At 66.4% G+C, this 18961-nt stretch carries 15 protein-coding genes and 1 riboswitch; of the genes, 2 read left to right on the top strand and 13 right to left on the bottom strand.

What is annotated here, in order from left to right; all coding sequences use genetic code 11:
• Position 1 precedes the first annotated feature (1 nt).
• Complete coding sequence (locus tag NG900_RS14085; protein ID WP_252681358.1) at positions 2 to 949, bottom strand: NAD(P)-dependent oxidoreductase; 948 nt, start codon at positions 947 to 949, stop codon at positions 2 to 4.
• A complete protein-coding gene (locus NG900_RS14080) occupies positions 949 to 1644 on the bottom strand; it encodes an RraA family protein (protein WP_252681356.1) in 696 nt (231 codons plus the stop codon). Before NG900_RS14080 ends, NG900_RS14085 begins: the two co-directional genes overlap by 1 nt.
• Before the next feature lie 170 nt (positions 1645 to 1814).
• On the opposite strand from NG900_RS14080, the gene NG900_RS14075 reads away from it, so the two are divergent.
• Complete coding sequence (locus NG900_RS14075; RefSeq protein WP_252681354.1) at positions 1815 to 2525, top strand: IclR family transcriptional regulator; 711 nt, start codon at positions 1815 to 1817, stop codon at positions 2523 to 2525.
• A 25-nt stretch (positions 2526 to 2550) separates the two neighbouring features.
• Here NG900_RS14075 and NG900_RS14070 read toward each other — a convergent pair whose 3' ends face one another.
• The 5 genes from NG900_RS14070 to NG900_RS14050 form a co-directional block, all read right to left on the bottom strand.
• Positions 2551 to 3825 (bottom strand): voltage-gated chloride channel family protein, encoded by a 1275-nt coding sequence (locus NG900_RS14070; RefSeq protein ID WP_252681352.1) that lies wholly within the window; start codon positions 3823 to 3825, stop codon positions 2551 to 2553.
• A 77-nt stretch (positions 3826 to 3902) separates the two neighbouring features.
• Positions 3903 to 3980: riboswitch (Fluoride riboswitch) on the bottom strand.
• A 116-nt stretch (positions 3981 to 4096) separates the two neighbouring features.
• On the bottom strand, positions 4097 to 5374 hold the full coding sequence (locus tag NG900_RS14065; RefSeq protein WP_252681350.1) for a cytochrome c: 1278 nt from the start codon (positions 5372 to 5374) through the stop codon (positions 4097 to 4099).
• On the bottom strand, positions 5374 to 5946 hold the full coding sequence (locus tag NG900_RS14060; protein WP_252681347.1) for a (2Fe-2S)-binding protein: 573 nt from the start codon (positions 5944 to 5946) through the stop codon (positions 5374 to 5376). The genes NG900_RS14065 and NG900_RS14060 overlap by 1 nt, the downstream gene beginning before the upstream one ends.
• Positions 5943 to 8777 (bottom strand): xanthine dehydrogenase family protein molybdopterin-binding subunit, encoded by a 2835-nt coding sequence (locus NG900_RS14055; RefSeq protein ID WP_252681345.1) that lies wholly within the window; start codon positions 8775 to 8777, stop codon positions 5943 to 5945. Before NG900_RS14055 ends, NG900_RS14060 begins: the two co-directional genes overlap by 4 nt.
• A 189-nt stretch (positions 8778 to 8966) precedes the next feature.
• Positions 8967 to 9878, bottom strand: a complete 912-nt coding sequence (locus NG900_RS14050) for a LysR family transcriptional regulator (RefSeq protein WP_252681342.1) — start codon at positions 9876 to 9878, stop codon at positions 8967 to 8969.
• Positions 9879 to 10047: 169 nt separating this feature from the next.
• On the opposite strand from NG900_RS14050, the gene NG900_RS14045 reads away from it, so the two are divergent.
• Complete coding sequence (locus NG900_RS14045; RefSeq protein ID WP_252681339.1) at positions 10048 to 11553, top strand: acyl-CoA synthetase; 1506 nt, start codon at positions 10048 to 10050, stop codon at positions 11551 to 11553.
• 15 nt (positions 11554 to 11568) lie between these two features.
• Here the strand turns inward: NG900_RS14045 and NG900_RS14040 are convergent, their stop codons facing one another.
• The 6 genes from NG900_RS14040 to NG900_RS14015 all read right to left on the bottom strand — a co-directional run bounded on the left by NG900_RS14040 (position 11569) and on the right by NG900_RS14015 (position 18924).
• Positions 11569 to 12729, bottom strand: coding sequence for an enoyl-CoA hydratase/isomerase family protein (locus NG900_RS14040; RefSeq protein ID WP_252681336.1), 1161 nt, complete (start codon positions 12727 to 12729; stop codon positions 11569 to 11571).
• The gene (locus tag NG900_RS14035) at positions 12726 to 13523 is read right to left on the bottom strand and encodes an enoyl-CoA hydratase (RefSeq protein ID WP_252681334.1); all 798 of its coding nucleotides are present in this window, start codon (positions 13521 to 13523) and stop codon (positions 12726 to 12728) included. Before NG900_RS14035 ends, NG900_RS14040 begins: the two co-directional genes overlap by 4 nt.
• A complete protein-coding gene (gene mmsB / locus NG900_RS14030) occupies positions 13523 to 14416 on the bottom strand; it encodes a 3-hydroxyisobutyrate dehydrogenase (protein ID WP_252681331.1) in 894 nt (297 codons plus the stop codon). The genes NG900_RS14035 and mmsB overlap by 1 nt, the downstream gene beginning before the upstream one ends.
• A gap of 20 nt (positions 14417 to 14436) precedes the next feature.
• Positions 14437 to 15984 (bottom strand): CoA-acylating methylmalonate-semialdehyde dehydrogenase, encoded by a 1548-nt coding sequence (locus tag NG900_RS14025; RefSeq protein WP_252681329.1) that lies wholly within the window; start codon positions 15982 to 15984, stop codon positions 14437 to 14439.
• A 49-nt stretch (positions 15985 to 16033) separates the two neighbouring features.
• Positions 16034 to 17728 (bottom strand): AMP-binding protein, encoded by a 1695-nt coding sequence (locus NG900_RS14020; RefSeq protein WP_252681326.1) that lies wholly within the window; start codon positions 17726 to 17728, stop codon positions 16034 to 16036.
• Positions 17729 to 17790: 62 nt separating this feature from the next.
• Positions 17791 to 18924: an acyl-CoA dehydrogenase gene (locus NG900_RS14015; protein WP_252681323.1), complete on the bottom strand. Its 1134-nt coding sequence runs from the start codon at positions 18922 to 18924 to the stop codon at positions 17791 to 17793.
• Positions 18925 to 18961 lie beyond the last annotated feature (37 nt).

The raw sequence follows: 18961 nt of genomic DNA, 5'->3' as shown, positions 1-18961 counted from the left end.
ATCACGCCGCAGTGCGGGCGCGCTCCTCGATCACCGCGAGCACATTGGCCGCTGCGCCCTTGCCCATGTTCACGTAGGCCGCATCGCTCACGCCGCCGATGTGCGGCGACAGGATGATGTTCGCAACGCCCTGGAACGGGTGCGGCACGGTCATCGGCTCCACGTCGAAGCTGTCGAGCCCGGCTGCGCGCAACTGGCCGCTGGCGAGCGCCTCCACCAACGCGGCCTCATCAATGAGACCGCCGCGTGCCGTGTTGACGAGGATCGCGCCCGGCTTGAAGCGGCTGAGCGTGTCTCGGTTCAGCATCTTGCGGTTCTCAGCGGTCAGCGGGCAGTGCAGCGACACCACGTCCGACTGCGCATACAGCTCGTCGAGGCTGACCAGCTTCACGCCGGCCGGCGCCTCCTTGGCGTACGGATCGAACGCGATGACCTTCATGCCGAACGCCAGCCCGATGGCGGCTGCCCGACGCCCAATGGCGCCCAGACCGACCAGACCCAGCGTGCCGCCGTCCAGCTCGACGGACTTGTGAACAGCCTTGTCCCAATGCCCGGCGCGCATGCGTGCATCAAGCTGCGGCACGGCCTTGGCGCACGCCAGGATCAGCGCCCACGCATGCTCGGCCACGGCCGCCGCGTTGGCACCCACGGCAGCACGCACCGCAATGCCGCGTGCCGCCGCGGCTTCCTGGTCGATGACGTCGATACCGCTGCCGTGCTTGGAGATCACCTGCAGGTTGGCGGCCGCATCCATGATGCGGGCGTTGACCTTGCCGTAGCGAACGATGATTGCCACCGGCTTGTGGCGCTCGCAGAGCGCGACGATGTCGTCTTCCGTGGGCTGCTTGCCGGCAAATACGACCTCGAAGTCGCCCAGCATGTCGAGCGCTTGCGGCGCCAGGTCAGCCGCCGTGACCAGTACGACGGGCTTGTGTGCACTCGCGCTCATCACAGGACCTCGCCTTCGGCCAGCATGCCTGCAGCGCGCAGTTCCTTTTCCAGCCAGCCCGGGCGCGTGTCGCCCTTGCGGATGGCGGCAATGCGGGCGGCCTCCGCATCCACCTTCTTCTGTGCGAGCACGAGAATGCGCTCGACGTCTTCACGCGGGATGACGACCACGCCATCCGCATCGCCCACCACCAGATCGCCCGGGTGCACCGTCGCACCGGCAACGGACACAGGCAGATTCACGCGCCCCGCCACGCTCTTGGTCGGGCCGCACGGGTTGAGCCCGGCGGAGAAGATCGGGAACGTGCCGTGCGCCAGCTCGTGCGAGTCGCGCACCGCGCCGTCGATCACAAACCCGGCGATGCCCGTGGTGTGTGCCTGCGTGGTCATGATCTCGCCGATCAGGGCGCAGCTCTGGTCGCCCTTGCCGTCCACAACGATCACATCGCCGGGCTTGGCAACGGCCAGGGCAGCGTGAATGGCCAGGTTGTCGCCGGGGCGCACCTCGACCGTGATCGCCGGGCCGGCCACTTTCATGGTCGACGACAGCGGCTTGACGCGGCTGTTCAATGTGCCGCGGCGGCCGGCCACGTCGGCCAGGATGGCGGCCTGGAAGCGGGCGGCCGCCTCAACCAGTTCAGGGGAAACACGCTGGATATCGCGAACGATCGCGGAAACAGGGGAAGGGGTGCTCATGGAAACGCTGCCTCAGTCGATGAAGTTGTACTATGTACAACGATGGTGTACTCAGTGAAATCACTATAGCCCCGGCAACCGAGACGATCCACTAGCGTTTACCCTTTCGTTACGTACAACAGCGTTGTACATAGTACAATTCCGTCGTTCATCAGTTCGGGGAGTGGGGAATGGGAAACGACGGCGTCGCCGCAGTGGAAAAGGCCTTGGCCTTGCTGGATTGCTTCAAGCCGGGGGCGGAAGCCTTGTCTCTCGCGGCCCTGGCGCAGGCCTCGGGCATGCACAAGACCACGGTGTATCGGCTGATGAACTCGCTGGAGCGCATGAGCTATGTCATTCGCTCGGAGGCCGGCGCCTATTCGCTCGGGCCGCGCCTGCTGTATCTGGGCAAGCTCTACGAACAGTCCTTCCACTTGTCTTCCGTGGTGGAACCGGCGCTGCATGCGCTGGCGGCGGCCACGCGGGAGAGCGCATCGTACTACGTCATCGATCACGGCCGGCGGCTGTGCCTGTTCCGCGCCGAGCCATCGGAAGGCCTACGCGAAACGCGCCTGCCCGGCACCTCGCTGCCGCTGGACGACACCGCCATCAGTCATGTGCTGCGCTACTGGGGCCTGGGCGAAGCGCTGTATGACGAAGCGCCCGCGCTGCCGATGTTCACGTCGGGCGCGCGCGATCAGCACACCGCGGCATTCGCTACCCCGGTGTTTGGTTCCGGCGACAAGTTCATGGCGGCGCTGACGCTATCGGGCGCTGCATCCCGGCTGGAAGCCGCGCGCGGTTCGGGCGAGTGCGTCGCGCTGCAACTGCAGGCGGCCTCCGATCTGTCGCGCAAGCTTGGGGCGAGTGCGGCGCTGTGCGAACGAATGTACGGCCGCTGATTGGAGTCACAGCGCCCGCACCAGATCAGGGCTGAGCGCGCTCGGTAGGCTCGGCAGTTGGCTCGGGTTCGGACGGGCGCTTCGCATGGCCGATGCGCTGCGCGTGATAGATGCCGGTGTGGCCTGAAAAGAGATAGCTCACCACACACGCAATGCCGGCAAACGTGCCGACCTCGGGGCCAAAGAGCTCCATCGCCATCAGCGTCGATGCGATCGGCGTGTTGGCCGCACCGGCAAACACCGCCACAAACCCGAGACCCGCCAGCAGCGGGAACGGCAGCGGCAACACATAGCCCAGCGCATTGCCCAGCGTCGCGCCGATGTAGAACAGTGGCGTCACCTCACCGCCCTTGAAGCCCGACGCCAGCGTCACGATGGTGAAGGCGGCCTTGCCGGCAAAGTCATAAGCGGGCAACGGGTTATGGAACGCATCCACGATGACGGGAATGCCCAGGCCCAGGTACTTGTCGGTGCCCAGCGCCAACGCTGCCGCCACGACCACACACCCCCCCAGCACGGGCCGCAGCGGGCCAAACGCAATGTGGTGCTTCAACACGCGGCTGAGCCGGTGCGTCAATGCCGCGAACGTCATCCCGGCCAGCCCGAACACGATGCCCGCCAGCACCACCGCGCCAATCGCCAGCGGCGTGAGATGCGGCACAAACGGGATCGCGTACGGCGTGTGGTGCACACCCACCAGCGGCGGCACCAGATCGCCCACGATGGCCGCGATGAAGCACGGCAGGATCGCGTCATAGCGCAGGCGCCCAATGGCAAGCACTTCCAGCCCGAACACGGCGCCCGCCAGCGGCGTGCCGAACACCGAGGCAAAACCCGCACTGATACCTGCCATCAGCAGGATGCGCCGGTCCTCCGGCGCGAGCGAAAACAACCGCGTCAGATAGTCAGCAAAACTGCCGCCCATCTGGACCGCCGTCCCCTCGCGCCCGGCCGAGCCGCCGAACAGGTGCGTAACGACCGTGCCAAGCAGGATGAGCGGCGCCATGCGCTTGGGCACGACGCGCTTGGGGTCGTGGATCTCGTCGATCAGCAGGTTGTTGCCGCCCTCCACCGAGCGCCCGGTGTAGTGATAGAGCAAGCCCACGGCAAGACCGGCCACCGGCAGGAACCACAGCATCCATGGGTGCGCGGTGCGCGTATTGGTTGCCCAGTCGAGTGCCAGCAGCAGCACCGCCGAGCCCAGCCCGGCAAGCACGCCAACCAGCGAGCCCAACGCGAGCCAGCGCAGCAGATACGGCAGCATGAGCAGCGGCTCAAGGCGCGAGATCAATGTCTTCATGATGACCAGATTCGAAGAACTCAAACCTGAGCGACAGGACGTCGTATGAACGTGTGCCCACAACTTCCCTGACTCAGGAACTTGTAGGCATCATCAGCCGGCTTCGTTGTTCGCTAACCGGCGGTTAAGGGAGGCATGCCATCTCCACAAGGTTCGAGATTGTGCCTGAAGGTGGCCCCGGTCACAACCCGGCCACAACGTCCGCGCGCCCAAAGAAAAGCCCGCCCGGGCATCACACCGGGGCGGGCTTTTGTCGCTTCAGGCGGGCCGCCTACTGCCGCAAACCCTTCACCTTGTCTGCGGTGACATCAGCGGGCTGGCCGCCAAAGCTGGTGCGTAGGTAGTTGGCGAGCGCGGCCAGTTCCGTGTCGTTCATCTGCGCAAAGCCGGGCATGTCCTGCATGGCTTCCGTACCCGGGAAGCGCTGCGCTTCAATGCCATCGAGCATCGAGACGAGCAGGTTGTGCGCATCGGCATTGCGCACGGTGGCGTTGCCCAGCATCGGCACGGCAACGTGCGGCTTCCCCTCGCCATCGCGGCCATGACAACCGGCACAGACGGCCAGGTAGTGCGCGCGGCCGGCCTTGAGCTGGTCAGCGTTGTCCGCCGTGGCGGCCACTGGCTTGAGCGGCTGCGGTGCGGGTGCCTTGTCGCCCAGCAGATACGTCGCCAACGCGCCCAGGTCTGCCTGGTTCAGGTACTGCGTGCTCAGGTGGACCACCGGGTACATCTCGCCAAAGGCCGAGCCCTGCGGGGCGATACCGACGCCAAAGAACGTCTGCAGATCGGCCTGCGTCCAGCCGCGAGCCGCCAGGCCGGCGGGCGTGATATCGGGTGCGACCACGCGGCCCAGTGCAGCGCCGGCGAGCGGCTTGCCGGCATCGAGCTGACCGGCAAAGCCGCGCGGGCTGTGGCACTCCGCACAGTGGCCCAGCGCGTTGGCCAGATACCGCCCACGCTGCCACGCCGCCGCATTGCCGACCGACGCATCGGGCAGCGCGTTCTTGAGGAAGAACACGTTCCAGCCCGCCATGGCGATGCGGATGTTGTACGGGAAGCGCAGCTCGTGCTCGCGGTTGACGGCGGCCACGGGCTTCACCTGCTGCGTCAGGTAGGCGTACATCGCATCGGTATCGCCGCGCGACAGGCCGCGATACGACGTGTACGGCATCGCCGGATACAGGTGCTTGTCCGGCGTCACGCCATCGTGCAGCGCCTTGTAGAAATCGTCAGCGCTCCACTTGCCGATGCCGTGTTCCTTGTCAGGCGTGATGTTGGTGCCGTAGAACGTACCGAACGGCGAGGCCAGCGGTACGCCGCCCGCGAACGGCGCACCATCCTTGGCCGTGTGACAGGCCGCGCAATCAGCGGCGCGCACGAGGTAGCGGCCACGGGCAATCAGGTCAGCCCCGGTCAGCTTGGCAGGCGGCGGCTGATCGGCAGCGGGCGGGATGTCGCTGGAGCGGTCGCCGCAGGCGGCCAGCATGGCGGCGGCCACCAGCGGCGCCAGAGCCCGACGCGTCAGTTGGATGAGTTGGGGCATCTGCATCACTTGCCGTCCTTGATGGTTCCGGGCGTGCTCAGCACCACGTCCTTCACGGCCTCGAAATAGCGCACGTAACCGGTGCAGCGGCAGATGTGGTCGTTCAGCGCTTCGGTGATGGTGTCGTCGAGCTTGTCGCGCGCCACCGGCTCGCGCTTGAGGCGCTCGACCAGCACCGTCGCACCATTGACGAAGCCCGGCGTGCAGTAGCCGCACTGGAAGCTGAAATGCTCCAGGAACTTCTGCTGCACGGGGGAGAGCGCAACCACTTCACCTCTCTCGTCGCGCTTGGCGTGGCCTTCCACGGTGCGCACCTTCTTGTTCTGGAAGAAATGCGCGCCGGTGATGCACGTGCGCACCTCTTCGCTGGTGCCATCGGGCTTGTCGAGGATGACCGTGCATGCGCGGCACACGCCCTGGCCGCAGCCCAGGCGCGAGCCCGTCAGGCCTGCGTACTCGTGCAGGAAGTCGATCATCATCAGGCCCTCGGGCACCTGCGTGGGCCCGACGTCCTTGCCGTTGATGTGCACGGTAAGCGGTTGCGTTGTGATGGTCGTGCTGTTCATGCCGGCGGTCATGTCAATATCTCCTGAATCTTTTCCGCGGTCACTGGCAGGCTGGTGAAGCGGTGTCCGATGGCATGCGCGATGCCGTTCACAATGGCGCCCACCACCGGGATCATCACCACCTCGGCGATGCCCTTGGGCGGATCGGTTTCCGACACGGGCGGCAGCACCGTCCCGGTCTGCGTCCACACGGCCACGTCCTTGGCGCGCGGCAGCTGGTAGCGGTTGAAGTTCCAGGTGCCGTTGCCGGGGCCGTCTTCGTACAGCGGCAGCGCTTCGTGCAGCGCGTGGCCAATGCCCATGGCCAGCCCACCCTGCAACTGCCCCGACACGAGCTGCGGCGAAATCTGCGTGCCGCATTCCATGATCGTGTGGTGCGAGAGCAGATCCACCTTGCCGCTGGCCTCGTGCACCGACAGCTCGACCAGCGTACCGACCGCGCTGTAGTACGTGACGCTTGCGTTGTTGCGCTGCGTGGGCGCGATATACACCTTCTTGCGATCGAGCACGTGGTAGCCGCCGGCCGTCGTCATCCTGGCCTTGCGGGCAGCATCGGCGCCCTCGCCGTAGCGCACGGACAGGCCATCGATCGGCACGCGCGTGGCCGCGCCGTTCACCTCGAAATCGGCCTCGCTCCACTGCCAGCGGTTGAACACGTGCACCACCGCGCCTGTCACCAGGCCCAGCTCGTGCGCCTTCTTGACGATCCGCTCGTAGGGCAGCGCCTCCAGGCCGCCGGCCGAGAGCTTGCCGTCCACCCAGCGCGCATCTTCCACACGCACCACCAAGGATGCTGCCTGGCCACCGCCGATGCCCTGGCTCCAGATCGCCATCGCCGCCGGCCACAGGCCATGCATGAAGATGATGCGCGCCGCCTCACGCGTGCTGTGCGTGAAGTAGTACGCCGAGTTGGTCGCGCTGGCCGGCGACGCATACGCCGGAGACCACCGCGGGTTGGCCGATGCCTTGTCCTGATCGGCCTGGCTCATTAGGTACGGGTCGCCACTGGTGACGACGGGCAGGTCCGGCCACTCCGTCACCGCCACGCGCACCTCCGATGCCGGGCGGCCCAGCCAGCGCGCCACGGCAATCGCCTGCGAGGTCGACATGCCGGTGCCGATTTCCGCCGCCACGTGGTGCAGTGCGATCTGCCCATCGGCGCGGATTTCCACCTTGGCGAACGACGCCTCGGCGCCGGTGCCGAAGTCCTTCTGCACGCACGCAAAGCCCACGCCATAGCGCTTGCCCGGATGGGCCGCTTCAAACTCGGCCTTTTTCTTGGCGCGGTTCACCCACAGCGGATGCACCTTGGCCGCTTCCAGCACTTCATCCACGCGGATGGCGCCGGCAGGAATCGCGCCCTGCGTGTTCTTCATGCCCGAGCGCAGTGCGTTCTTCAGGCGGAACTCGATCGGATCGAGCTTGAGCTGCTCGGCAAACTCATCGACCATCACCTCGGTGGCGGCCATGCTCTGCAGCGTGCCGTAGCCGCGTGCGGAGCCCGCGTCGATGGCGCGCGAGGCAATCGCCACGGCGGTCAGGTCGTTCTTCGGGAAGTAGTAGATCGACTGCGCAGCCGTCGCGCCCACCATCGCCACCGACGGCGAGAAGTTCGCCCGCCCGCCGCCATTGGCCTCGAAGTGGCCTTGGAACGATTGGAACAGCCCCGTCTTCTTGTCCACCGCGATGCGGTAGCGCATCTTGAACGCGTGCCGCTTGATGGAGGTCTGGAACTGCTCGTAGCGGTCGTTGGCCAGGCGCACCGGCTTGCCTTCGGCATACAGCGCCGTCACGAGCCCGTAGAACGGGAAGTTGTAGTGGTCTTTCGAGCCGTAGCCGACCGTGTAGCACGGATGCACGATCACCTGCTTCACGGGGAACGCACCCTTGGCCTTGGCCAGCATCTCGGCCGCGCTCTCGCCCACTTCCACCGGGCTTTGCGTGGGCACGACCATGTGCAGCGTCTGCGTGGTGCTGTCGTACCAGCAGTTGGCGTTGTCGGCTTCCAGCGCGGCGGTGTCGATGGATTGCGTGTTGTACTCGCGCTCGAGCACCAGCCAGTCGGCGGGCGGCTTGTCGAGCTCCGCGGCGATCTGGTTGGCGTGGAAGATGCCCTGCTCGCCGAGCTTGCCATGGTCCACACCATCGGGCCACACGGGCTCGTGCTTGCGCATCATGCTCGGGAAGACCGGGGCGTTCTTCAGGCTGGAGAACACATCGTCGTCATACGGCCCAGCGCCGCCCACACGCACGAAGCGGAAGGTGCCCCACGGGTCGCGCTCCAGCGGGCCGGTCTGCGCGCCGTAGCGGATGATCTTGTCCTGGAACTTGAGCTTGTCTTTCGCAAAGCGGAAGCGCGCGAAGTCGTGATAGATCAGGATGGCGACCGCATGGCCCAGATACGCGGGCGTCTTGCCGGTGGGCAAGAGCATGTCTTCGCCATAGAAGGCGGGAAAGACGACGCCGTCGCGCGCAAGATCATCTGCGGTGACCACGCGATCGGGCTTGAGCTCATCGCCCAGCAGGCTCAGGTCGAAGCCTTCGTACGTGCGGTCGGCCAGCGTGGTGCGCAGGATGAACGCGTGCGATTGCTGCTGCGGCCAGTGCGGCATGTCGCGCGAGCGGATGTCGCGCGCGAAGACCTTGTCGCCGGTCACCTTGGCAATGCCGTCGATGCGGAACTTGGGGGTGCCCGTCTTGGGGTCCCACTGGACCGGGGTGAGGATCTTGTCTTCGAACAGGGCCGCGAATGCGCGGCCGCCCAGCGGTGCGATATACACCGAGACGCCGGCCACGACAGTCGCTTTGAGGAAAGCGCGGCGCGACGGATGGGTAAGCGGCATGAATTCTTCCTCGATCGGAGGATGGCGGGGGAGAGATTGCGGGGAGCTCCAAGCGCGAAGCGGGCTCCGCCTCTTTCGATTTTGGTGTGCGCCTTGACCCAAAACAAGACGAAGTGATGGATACCGTCTATTCGGGGTACGTTATCTGCCTTGGCACTATTTTGCGCATACGCAGCAATCCGCGCGGGATTACTGCCAGTCTTCAGCCTGTGCGCTCACCCGCGTCCGCACAAAATCGATCAGCGCCCGCATCGCCGGCGATGCATAGCGATTGGGCAACGTGAGGATGTAGAGATGCGTGCCCAGCCCGCCCACCTCGTACGCCGGCAGCACGCGCTCGAACGGCGTGGCGGTGGCCCGCGTGACGTAGTTGGGCAGCAGGCCGATGGCCATGCCGCGCGCCACCGCATCGGCCAGGAACGGAAAATCTTCCGACTGCATGCGGGGCTCGACGGTGACGCTGTGCTGCGTGGTCTTGCCGCGCACGGTGCGCGCAAGCGCCAGCGTCAGGCGCCGCCCCGGCATGGGCGGACATACGATGGACTGCCCGGCCAGCGCCTCCGGCGTCGTCACAGGGCCGTGGGCCTTGAGGTAGGCGCGCGTGGCGAACAGGCTCCAGCCGATCGGGCAGACTTCGCGCGCGATGGAGTCCTGCGGCGGCGCAGAGGTGATCTTGAACGCCACGTCGATCTCCGAAGCAATCAGGTCGTTGACGCGGTTGTTGAAGGTCACACGCAAGGTCACGCTCGGGTGCTCGCGCGCAAATTCCAGCAGCATGGCGCCCAGGAAGAAACGCCCCAGGCCGGTCGGCACGCTTACGCGCACATGGCCGCGCACGGTCTGGCCGAGGCCGTCAATGGATGCGCGTGCGGTCTCCACCTCCTGCAGCATGCGGCGGCCGTGCTCGAAGAGCGTCTCGCCGGCCTGCGTGAGTTCCAGGCTGCGGGTGGAGCGGCGCAACAATTGCGCGCCCGTCTCGCGCTCCAGCACCTTCAGCCGGTTGCTCAGGTTCGAGCGCGTCATGCCCAGCTTCTGCGCGGCGGCGGTAAAGCTGCGTGCTTCCACGATCTCGACGAACAGGTGGATGAGGTTGAGGTCCATGGCGCCCCGGATTGGCAGAGGATGGGATCAGCGTTGTTCACTGGCATTCACCAGTGTGCGCAATCCTAAGCGGATTGTTCAGTGCGGTTCAATCCGGCATGCTGCGTAGATCAAACCGGAGTCCAATCGAGGCATCGAGACCTCGCGACCCGCCACCACGGAGACACGCATGACCGCCCACCTCATCTTCGAAGACCGCGCCACCGACGCCGATACGCTCATCGCGCGCGGCGCCGCCCTTGCTGGCGGCCTGCGCCGCATGGGCGTGCGGGAAGGCGACGTGATCGGCGTGCTGCTGCGCAACTGCCCGGCCTATATCGATGTGATGCACGCGTGCCGCATCGCGGGGTGTCACTTCTGCCCGATCAACTGGCACTTCACGCCGGCCGAGGTGGAGTTTCTCGTGCGCGATTCGGGTGCCAAGGTACTGATCGGCCACCGCGACCTGGTGGACGCCGCGGAGCCGCTGCTGCCCCCGCATGTGCAATTGCTGCGCGTGGATGCGGAAGGCACCGACCGTGCGGATGGCTACGCGAACTGGCTTGCGCTGCAGACGCCGTATGACGGGCCGCTGGTGTCGCCGCGCGGGCACATGGCCTACACCTCGGGCACCACGGGCCGGCCCAAGGGCGTGGTGCGCCAGGCGGTGCCGCTGGACCAGCTCGACACGCATCTGCAAAAGGCGCGCGCCGTGGTGGCCGCCACCTTCGGCATCGTGCCGGGTTGCCGTGCGCTGTTGCCGGCGCCGCTCTATCACAGCGCGCCCAGTCTCTTCGCCCAGCAGGCCGCGCAGATGGCCGAGGTGCTGGTGCTCAACGCGCGCTTCGATCCGCTGCGCGTGCTGGAGCAGATCGAGCGCTACCGCATCGATACCGTCTACCTCGTGCCGATCATGTACGTGCGCCTGCTCAAGCTCACGGAGGCAGAACGCCACCGCTACGACCTCTCGTCGCTACGCTTCGTGGCCTCCACCGGCGCCCCGTGCGCGCCCGAGATCAAGCGCCGCATGATCGACTGGCTCGGCCCCGTCATCTACGAGACGTATGCATCGAGCGAGACCGGCATGATCACGGTGATGGACCCGCGCGATGCAGCCGGCCGCCCCGGCAGCGCCGGCCGCCCGGTGTGCGATGCCGAGGTGCGCATCCTGCGCGAAGACGGCACGCCGTGCGATACGGGGGAAATTGGCTTGATCTACAGCCGCCAGCCCGCCTACCCCGACTTCACCTACCGCGGCAATGACGAGGCGCGCAGCAAGATCGATCGCGACGGCCTGGTCACGCTCGGCGACATGGGATACCTCGATGCGGATGGGTACCTGTACGTGTGCGATCGCGCATCGGACATGGTCATCTCGGGCGGCGTCAACATCTACCCCGCCGAAATCGAACATGCGTTGCTGCGCCACCCCGATGTGGTGGACTGCGCTGTCTTCGGTGTGCCGTGCGATGAGTACGGCGAGCGCCTTGTCGCGGTAGTTCAGACCGAGCCTGAGAAGTTGCGTGCGGGGCTGCAGGCCGACGCCATGATCGAGTGGCTGCGCGGCCAGATTGCCGGCTTCAAGATCCCACGCCAGATCGAGTTCACCAACGCGCTGCCGCGCGACGACAACGGCAAGATCGCCAAGCGCCGCCTGCGCGATGCGTGGTGGGGCGACCGGCAGCGGCGCGTGTAGCCTGCCGGCCGAGCCTTACGCAGCCAGTCCTGCCAGCGGATGCTCCTCCGCCCGCCACGGCGACGCCAGAAAGTGCCGCACCCGCTCCGGCCGCACCTGCGGCAGCGTGGCGGGTGCCCAGCCTGGACGATGGTCCTTATCCACCAGGTGCGCGCGCACGCCCTCGCAGAAATCGCCTTCCTGAATCACACGCGCCACGATGCCCAGCTCCATCTGGAAGCACTCGGCCAGCGACAGTTGGCGGCCACGCAGCAGCGCTTCGCGCGTGACGTGCAGCATCGTGGGCGAATGCGTGGTCATGGCATCAAGCGTGGCCTGCAGCCACTGGCGAGGCTCGCGAGCCGATTCGCGCTCCAGGCTCTCGCGCAGCGTGGCGACAATGCGGTCGACCGGTGAACGCCGATCGAAATAGCGCAGCACCCACGGCATCGCCTGCACCAGCGGCGCGTGCGGCACCACATTGCAGGGCGGCTCGAACACGCGGCGCAGGGCCTGCATCAGATCGCTGTCGTGCGGCATGCGCTGCAGCCGGTCTTCAAACGAGGCGAGCCATTCGGCAGGCACGCACACATCGGCCAGGCGGCAGTGCAGCGCGTCTGCACCCGTGAGCGTCACGCCCGTCAGCCCAACGTACAGTTCCAGCTCCGGCGACATCACGCTCAGGAAGCGCGTGGCGCCCACGTCGGGCAGGAAGCCGATGCGCGTTTCAGGCATCGCCATCTTCGTGCGCTCGGTCACCACGCGCAGGCGCGCAGCCTGCCCCAGGCCCATGCCGCCGCCCATCGTGATGCCGTCCATCAGCGCAACGACAGGCTTTGGGAACTGGTGCAGCGCGTAGTCGAGCCGGTATTCATCGACAAAGAACTGCAGCCAGCCGCTCTCACCGTCCTGGCCGTCCATCCGGCCTTGCCGGGCCAGGTGGTAGAGCGAACGCACATCGCCACCGGCGCAGAATCCCTTCTGGCCAGCACCGCGCAGCACCAGCGCGACGATGCCGTCGTCATGGCGGCATTGCTCCAGCAGCGCGGCCAGTTGCCGCACCATGCCGTGCGACAGCGCATTCAGCGCAGACGGCCGGTTCAGCGTGATGACCGCCACGCGGTTCACCACGTGCATCAGCACTTCAGGCTCGACGGCGATATCGGGCTGCGTCGCCCGCATATGGACTGCGCTCATTGCAGCGTCTCCGGTTCCTGTGCGGACTGCCAGCGCGGCGTGCGCTTTTCGAGAAAGGCGTTCACGCCCTCGCGTTGGTCCGGGTGGTCGAACAGATCGACAAAACGCTCACGCTCCACGGCCAGCGCGGCGCTGCGCGGCACACCGTTGCGTGCCTGGTGGATCAGTTGTTTGCTGAAGGTGACCGCCTGCGGGCTGAGCATCGTCACGCGCTGCGCCATGGCGATGGCGGCTTCACGCGCGGCGCCTGTCTCGACCACTTCTTCCACCAGGCCGATGCGCAGCGCGGTTTGCGCGTCGACGCGCTCGCCGGTCAGGATCATGCGCTTGGCCCAGCCTTCGCCCACCAGCCACGGCAACGTCTGCGTGCCGCAACCGCAGCACAGCAGGCCGACGGCGGTTTCGGGCACAGCCAGCTTGGCGTGGGCTTCGGCGATGCGGATGTCACAGGCGAGAGCGCACTCCAGTCCACCACCCATCGCAAAGCCGTTGATGGCCGCGATGACCACGGGGCGAGCGTTCTGCAACGCTTCGAATGCAGCGCCGAAACGCGCAGCAGCTTCGCGGGCGACGTCGCGGTCGCCATCTGCAAAGGTATTCAGATCGGCGCCCGCGCTGAAGAACTTCGGGCCGTCGCCGGTGATGACGATGGCGCGCACGCGTGCATCGGCGTTCAGTTGTTCGACGGTGGATTGCAGCTGCAGCAAGCCTTCCGGCGTGAACGCATTCGCGGGCGGGCGCTTGAGCGTCAGCAGGGCGATGCTGTTGTCGTGGAGGAAATCGAGTTCGATCATCACGCGCCTCCGTCCTGGCGATAGAGCTTGATGACGGCGGAGAAATCCAGCTTGCCGTCGCCCTTGCAGCTCACGGTTTGGTAGAGCTGTTGCGCGAGCGCACCCAGGTAGACCGGCTGGCGTACCGACTTGGCCGCGTCGCCCGCCAGGCCCAGATCCTTGAGCATCAGGTCGGTACCGAAGCCGCCGGTGTAGCCGCGCGACGACGGCGCGGTCTCGATCACGCCGGGGAACGGGTTGTACGTGTCCGAACTCCAGCAGCGGCCCGTAGACGTGTTGATGATGCCGCCCAGCACTTTCGGGTCGATACCCAGCGCTTCACCCAGCGACATGGCCTCGGCCACGCCGGCCATGGTGATGCCTAGCACGAGGTTGTTGCAAATCTTCGCGCCCTGGCCTGCGCCCGTATCGCCGCAATGCACGAGGTTCTTGCCCATGGCGGAGAGCACCGGGCGCACTTGCTCGAAAGCCTCCGCGCTGCCGCCCACCATGAAAGTGAGCGTGCCCGCCGCCGCCCCGCCCGTGCCGCCCGACACCGGCGCATCGATAAAGGTGTTGCCGTGCTCGGCCGCCAGCGCCGCGAACGCCTTCACGCTGGCCGGGTCGATCGTGCTCGAATCGATGATTGGCACGCCCTTGCTGATGCCCGCCAGCACGCCGTCTGCGGCTGTCAGTACGCTGCGCACGTGGGCAGCGGCGGGCAGCATGGTGATGACGGTCTCAACGCCAGTGACCGCCTCTTTAGGCGAAGCAGCAGCCGTGGCTCCGGCTTCCACCAGCGAACCAACTGCCTGCGCGTTCAGGTCGAACACGTTGAGCGCATGGCCCGCCTTGAGCAGGTTGCGCGCCATCGGGGCGCCCATGTTGCCCAGGCCGATGAATGCGATCTTCATGACAACGCTCCTTGGTGCGCTCAGCGCAGGCTGATGGTGGTATTCACGCCGCCAGCGTCGACGGCATCGTCAAACCAGCGCGCGGTGACGGTCTTCGTCTGCGTGTAGAACTGCACGACCTGCTTGCCGTACGGGCCCAGATCGCCCAGCTTGGAGCCGCGCGAGCCGGTAAAGCTGAAGTACGGCACCGGCACCGGAATCGGGATGTTGATGCCGACTTGGCCGACGTCGATCTCGCTCTGGAACTTGCGCGCCGATGCGCCGCTCTGCGTGAACAGGCCCACACCGTTGCCGAACGGGTTGGCGTTGACCAGCGCAATGGCATCGTCCAGCGTGGGCGCGGTCAACACCAGCAGCACGGGGCCGAAGATTTCGTTGGTGTAGATGTCCATGTCGGTCGTCACATCGGTGAAGATGGTCGGGCCGATGAAGTTGCCGTCTTCGTAACCCTTCACCTGCACGTTACGGCCGTCCAGCGCGAGCCTCGCACCTTGCTGCACGCCCGATTCGATCAGCCCGAGAATGCGTTGCTTGGCCGCGCGCGAGACCACGGGGCCCACATCCGTGCCAGGTTCAACGCCAGCGTTCACCTTCAGCTTCTTGGCCTTCTCGATCAGATCCGGCAGCCACTGCTGAGCCGCGCCCACCAGCACCACGACGGAGGTCGCCATGCAGCGCTGGCCAGCCGCGCCAAAACCTGCCCCGACTAGCGCGTTGATGGCTTGCTCGCGGTTGGCATCGGGCAGCACCACGGCGTGGTTCTTGGCGCCCATCATCGATTGCACACGCTTGCCGTGCTCGCTGCCCAGTCGGTACACATGCGTGCCCACCGCCGTGGAGCCGACGAACGAAATCGCCTTCACGTGTTCGTGGGTACACAGTGCATCGACGACATCCTTGCCGCCGTGCACGACGTTCAGCACGCCTGCCGGCACACCGGCTTCCAGCGCCAGTTCCACCAGCAGCATGGTCGACAGCGGGTCCTGCTCCGAGGGCTTCAGCACGAACGTGTTGCCACACACGATGGCCATCGGGAACATCCACAGCGGGATCATGGCCGGGAAGTTGAACGGCGTAATGCCTGCGCACACGCCAATCGGCTGGCGCAGCGTGTAGGTGTCCACTGCACCGGCCACGTTCTCCAGAAACTCGCCCTGCTGCAGCGATCCCACCGAGCACGCGTGCTCCACCACTTCCAGCCCGCGGAAGATGTCGCCCTCTGCATCGGGCAGCGTCTTGCCCTGCTCAGCCGTGAGCGTGCGTGCGATGCGTGGCGAGTGCTCGCGGATCAGCGCCTGGAACTTGAGCATGATGCGCATGCGTGCGCCCACTGGCGTGTTCTTCCACGTGGCAAACGCGGCGTGTGCCGAGCGGATGGCCGCATCCACTTCGTCCGCCGTGGCAAACGGTACGCGCGCCAGCACTTCCTGCGTGGCCGGGTTGACGATGTCGCGCCACTCCGTCGACTTCGATTCAACAAACTCGCCGCCAATCAGCAGCTTGACGGTAGGCGGGGTGTCTTGATTGGCAGCGGGGTGGGCGGCAGCAAGAGAAGCGACGGCGCTCATGGGGGTCTCCTAAGCAAATCGATGGCGGGGGTTCTATGGGGCAGATGGATCAGGCGAAGTCTTCTTCCCAGAACTCCCCAGGCATGCGGGCAGGTTCGGGGGTGCGCTCGAGCTCGAGCCGACGCAATTCCACGCGGCGGATCTTTCCGGAGATGGTCTTGGGCAGCTCGCTGAACTGCAGGCGGCGGATGCGCTTGTACGGTGCGAGCTTTTCGCGCGAAAAGAGGAACACGGCGCGCGCCAGTTCAGGCCCGGCCTCGTAGCCCTGGCGCACCGTCACGAAGGCCTTGGGCACCGACAGGCGCAGCGGGTCGGAACTCGGCACCACGGCAGCTTCGGCAATGGCCTCGTGCTCGATCAGCACGCTCTCCAGCTCGAAGGGGCTCAGGCGATAGTCCGACGACTTGAACACGTCGTCCGTGCGGCCCACGTAGACGAAGTAGCCGTCGTCGCGGCGCATGGCGACGTCGGACGTGTGGTAGTAGCCGTTGCGCATCGCCTCAGCCGTCGCCTTGGCGTTGTTGGCGTAACCCTGCATGAGGCCCAGCGGGCGATGCGAAAGGGGCAGCACGATCTCGCCTTCGCTGGCGGGCTGGTCGTCGTGGTCGACCAACTCAACGCGGTAGCCCGGCAGCGGGCGCCCCACCGAACCCGGTACGACCGGCTGGCCCGGCGTGTTGCCGATCTGGCAGGTGGTCTCGGTCTGGCCAAAGCCATCGCGGATGGTTACGCCCCACGCGCTGCGCACACGCTCGATGATCTCGGGGTTCAACGGCTCGCCGGCACCGACGATCTCACGCAGCTTGACGGCGTACGACGTCAGCGGTTCCTGCACCAGCATGCGCCACACGGTGGGCGGCGCGCACAGCGTGGTCACGCTACAGCGCACCAGCACGTCGAGCGTGTCTTTCGGCACGAAGCGCGCGTAGTTGTAGACGAACACGCAGGCCTGCGCATTCCACGGCGCAAAGAAGCAGCTCCACGCGTGCTTGGCCCAGCCTGGCGAGCTGATGTTCCAGTGGATGTCACCCGGCTGCAGCCCGATCCAGTACATGGTCGACAGGTGCCCCACCGGGTAGCTCTGGTGCGTGTGCTCGACCAGCTTGGGCTTGGACGTGGTGCCCGACGTGAAGTACAGCAGCAGCGGGTCGGTGGCCTTGGTGGCGCCATCGGGCGTGAACTCGGCGGCTGCACCGTACGCGGCTGCCAGATTGATCCACCCCTCACGCTGCGCGCCGACGGCGATGCGCCGCACGCCCGCATCCACCTTGTCGAACTTGTGCAGCTCCGCCGCATCCACCACCACCGTGGTCGCCCCGCCCAACTCGACGCGGTCACGTACGTCATCCGGCGAGAGCTGCGTGGTCGCCGGCAGCACCACCGCACCCAGCTTCATTGCCGCCAGCATCACGTCCCACAGTTCGACGCGATTGGGTAGCATCAGCAGCAGGCGGTCACCGCGCACGATGCCGAGCCCGCGCAGGAAGTTCGCCATGCGCGACGAACGCTCGGACATCTGCGCGAACGAAAGCTTCAACCCGTCGCCTTGCGCGTCATCGACGATCCACAGCGCGGGGTTGTCATTACCGCGCGCCATCACGTCGAAGTAGTCGAGCGCCCAGTTGAACGTATCCAGCTTCGGCCAAGTGAACTCGCGATACGCGCGGTCGTAGTCCGTGCGATGGCGCAGCAGGAAATCGCGCGCCTCTACAAAACCCGTTGCTGCAGATGCCACTTCGTTCATCGTCGTCTCCTGGTCGGCGCGTATGCGCTCTTTCGTGTTCGGTCGATGCGGCGCAGGGCGTGCTACACGTGCCGCGCGATCACCATCCGCTGGACTTCGCTGGTGCCTTCGTAGATCTGGGTGATGCGTGCGTCGCGGTAATGGCGCTCGACGGCGTAGTCGGCCAGGTAGCCGTAGCCGCCGTGGATCTGGATGGCGTTGGAGCAGATCTCCTCGGCCAGTTCCGACGCATACAGCTTGGCCTGCGACGCCTCAGACAAGCAGGGCTTGTCCGCACTGCGCAGGCGCGCTGCGTGGTGGACGAGCAGCCGCGCCGCATTCAGCCGCGTGGCCATGTCGGCCAGCATGTTGGCGATGGTCTGGTGCTCGCGCAGCGCCTTGCCGAACTGGATGCGCTCGTTCGCGTAGTTGCGCGCGGCATCAAAGGCAGCGCGCGCAATGCCCACGGCCTGCGCGGCAATGCCGATGCGCCCCCCTTCGAGGTTGGACAGCGCGATCTTCAAGCCCTCGCCGCGCTCGCCCAGTAGGTTGGCTTCGGGCACGGCGCAGTCTTCCAGCGTGATCGGGCAGGTGTCCGATGCGCGAATGCCGAGCTTGTGCTCCGGGCGCCCGACATGAAAGCCCGGCGTGTCGGTCGGCACGATGAAGGCGGAGATGCCGCGCTTGCCGGCTTCGGGGTCGGTCACGGCAAACACGATGGCGAGGTCCGCCCGTGCGCCATTGGTGACGAACTGCTTGTTGCCGTTGAGCAACCACTGGCCATCGCGCAACACGGCGCGCGTGCGCAGGTTGTTGGCTTCCGACCCGGCGTGCGGCTCGGTCAGGCAGAACGCGCCGATCGCACGGCCCGTGGCCAGGTCCGGCAGGTAACGCGCCTTCTGCGCCTCGGTGCCGAACTTGAGGATCGGGCCACAGCCGACCGAGTTGTGCACGCTCATCATCGTCGCGCAGGCGGCGCATCCGGCGGCCACCTCTTCCAGCGCGAGCGCATAGGCCACGTAGTCGGTGTAGGAGCCGCCCAGCTCCGCCGGCACGATCATGCCCAGCAGCCCCAGTTCGCCCATCTCGCGGACCACGTCGTCGGGCAGTGCGCCATCGCGGTCCCACTGCGCGGCGTTGGGCGCCAGGCGCTCGGTGGCAAAGTCACGCGCGGCGTCGTGGATCATCCGCTGTTCTTCGGTATAGAAGTCGTCCATCGCTTGCTCTCTGCTTGCCGACCGCGTGACGGTGTGT

It is taken from the genome of Ralstonia soli (assembly GCF_023955655.1).
Classification (GTDB): Bacteria; Pseudomonadota; Gammaproteobacteria; order Burkholderiales; family Burkholderiaceae; genus Ralstonia; species Ralstonia soli.
Note: the sequence above shows the minus strand (reverse complement) of the source record. Positions and strands in the feature narration are given on the sequence as shown.

Coding starts and splice junctions, on each gene's coding strand:
- NG900_RS14085 (WP_252681358.1), bottom strand. CDS start 949: ATGAGCGCGAGTGCACACAAGCCCGTCGTACTGGTCACGGCGGCTGAC.
- NG900_RS14080 (WP_252681356.1), bottom strand. CDS start 1,644: ATGAGCACCCCTTCCCCTGTTTCCGCGATCGTTCGCGATATCCAGCGT.
- NG900_RS14075 (WP_252681354.1), top strand. CDS start 1,815: ATGGGAAACGACGGCGTCGCCGCAGTGGAAAAGGCCTTGGCCTTGCTG.
- NG900_RS14070 (WP_252681352.1), bottom strand. CDS start 3,825: ATGAAGACATTGATCTCGCGCCTTGAGCCGCTGCTCATGCTGCCGTAT.
- NG900_RS14065 (WP_252681350.1), bottom strand. CDS start 5,374: ATGCAGATGCCCCAACTCATCCAACTGACGCGTCGGGCTCTGGCGCCG.
- NG900_RS14060 (WP_252681347.1), bottom strand. CDS start 5,946: ATGACCGCCGGCATGAACAGCACGACCATCACAACGCAACCGCTTACC.
- NG900_RS14055 (WP_252681345.1), bottom strand. CDS start 8,777: ATGCCGCTTACCCATCCGTCGCGCCGCGCTTTCCTCAAAGCGACTGTC.
- NG900_RS14050 (WP_252681342.1), bottom strand. CDS start 9,878: ATGGACCTCAACCTCATCCACCTGTTCGTCGAGATCGTGGAAGCACGC.
- NG900_RS14045 (WP_252681339.1), top strand. CDS start 10,048: ATGACCGCCCACCTCATCTTCGAAGACCGCGCCACCGACGCCGATACG.
- NG900_RS14040 (WP_252681336.1), bottom strand. CDS start 12,729: ATGAGCGCAGTCCATATGCGGGCGACGCAGCCCGATATCGCCGTCGAG.
- NG900_RS14035 (WP_252681334.1), bottom strand. CDS start 13,523: ATGATCGAACTCGATTTCCTCCACGACAACAGCATCGCCCTGCTGACG.
- mmsB (WP_252681331.1), bottom strand. CDS start 14,416: ATGAAGATCGCATTCATCGGCCTGGGCAACATGGGCGCCCCGATGGCG.
- NG900_RS14025 (WP_252681329.1), bottom strand. CDS start 15,984: ATGAGCGCCGTCGCTTCTCTTGCTGCCGCCCACCCCGCTGCCAATCAA.
- NG900_RS14020 (WP_252681326.1), bottom strand. CDS start 17,728: ATGAACGAAGTGGCATCTGCAGCAACGGGTTTTGTAGAGGCGCGCGAT.
- NG900_RS14015 (WP_252681323.1), bottom strand. CDS start 18,924: ATGGACGACTTCTATACCGAAGAACAGCGGATGATCCACGACGCCGCG.